The organism is Corallococcus interemptor (assembly GCF_003668875.1).
In the GTDB taxonomy this organism is placed as follows: domain Bacteria; phylum Myxococcota; class Myxococcia; order Myxococcales; family Myxococcaceae; genus Corallococcus; species Corallococcus interemptor.
The window spans coordinates 1-1,156 of the sequence record NZ_RAWM01000273.1; the positions used below are offsets into that span (position 1 = coordinate 1).

The following is a 1,156-nucleotide window of genomic DNA, read 5'->3' on the forward strand; positions in this document are numbered from 1 at the left end:
CTAAGTAGGTCGCCAGAAGTTCTCTAACAAATCGCGAAGCCAGAAGCCCTCGGCGAGGCAGCCTGCCTTGCGGAGGGCGTCCTGAGGCGACAGGCCCAACACCCACTGAAGGGCGGCATCGACGTGCTGCTCCACCGTGGGGTACTGCCGGTTGGCGGAGACACGCTGCTTGAGCGGACGCCAGAGGTGGTCCATGCAGTTGAGCTCCGCGCGCTGCTTGGGCAGCAGCACCAGGTGGACGCCGAGACGCGTGGCGAGCCGCTGAGATTTCTGGGCGGTGTGGCAGCTGGCCCTGTCGAGCACCAGCAGCAGCGGGCGTCCGGGGGAGGAGGCACGCAGGGCACGCAGGAAAGCCATGAAGTCCTCCTGTCTGCCGTGCCGGGTCGCCATGACGACGCGCCTACCGGTGCGGGGATTGATGGCACCCCACAGCGTGCGCTTGGCATTCTCGCCGGTAATCTTCACCTGTGCCTGCTCGCCCACCGGTGCCCACGCTGCGCGCAGCGGTGGAAACCAACGCAGCACGGTGCTGTCCATGACGAGCAGCACCGCACGAGGCCACTGGCGCTTGAGCCTCTTCAGACGGCGAACAAGGCCCCCTTTTTCTGCCCCAGGTGAGGCGCTGCCGTCGCGTACACATACCGAGGCCGCTTCCAAGCCAGCCCCGCCTCACGCAGGCGTCGGCGCAGTGTGCGGGGTGACACCTCCAACCCCTGGCGCTGGAGGTGCGTGCACAGCAGAGGCACCGTCCATCCATGGCTCGCCCAGCCCGCCTTCTCTGGGCTGGAGCCGACCACCCTCCTCAGGCGCTTGGAGGTCAGCCGCGGAGCTTTTCTGGGCCGGCCCGAGCGCGGTGCATCCACCAGGGCTGACGGAGTGCGCTCTGCCAGGTAGCGCTCCAGCCAGCAGTAGACGGCCGGACGACTCAAGGCCGCCAGGTGTGCTGCCTCACCCGGACCCTTCCCCTCGGCGATGAGCTTGATGGCCAGAAGGCGACGGAAGTGGCGAGCGTCGCGTGTCTGCCGCAGCGCTCGCTGCAGCTTCCTCCTGTCGTGTGCTGTCAGCCCCAGCTCGGCTGGGCTTCTTGCCGGTCGCATGCCCCAGAAATTGGGCATGCGACCCGAATTTGTCTCGGAACTTCTGGCGGCCTACTTAG

General features: G+C 67.2%; 2 protein-coding genes. Both read right to left on the minus strand.

Features of this window, described 5'->3' with window-relative positions; genetic code table 11:
• Positions 1-537 (minus strand): transposase, encoded by a 537-nt coding sequence (locus D7X96_RS39060; protein WP_121772000.1) that lies wholly within the window; start codon positions 535-537, stop codon positions 1-3.
• Between the two features lie 41 nt (positions 538-578).
• Positions 579-1,115 carry a helix-turn-helix domain-containing protein gene (locus D7X96_RS39065; RefSeq protein WP_208647446.1) on the minus strand — a complete coding sequence of 179 codons (537 nt, stop codon included), beginning with the start codon at positions 1,113-1,115 and terminating at the stop codon, positions 579-581.
• Between the last annotated feature and the right edge of the window lie 41 nt (positions 1,116-1,156).

Coding starts and splice junctions, on each gene's coding strand:
- D7X96_RS39065 (WP_208647446.1), bottom strand. CDS start 1,115: ATGCCCAATTTCTGGGGCATGCGACCGGCAAGAAGCCCAGCCGAGCTG.
- D7X96_RS39060 (WP_121772000.1), bottom strand. CDS start 537: ATGGACAGCACCGTGCTGCGTTGGTTTCCACCGCTGCGCGCAGCGTGG.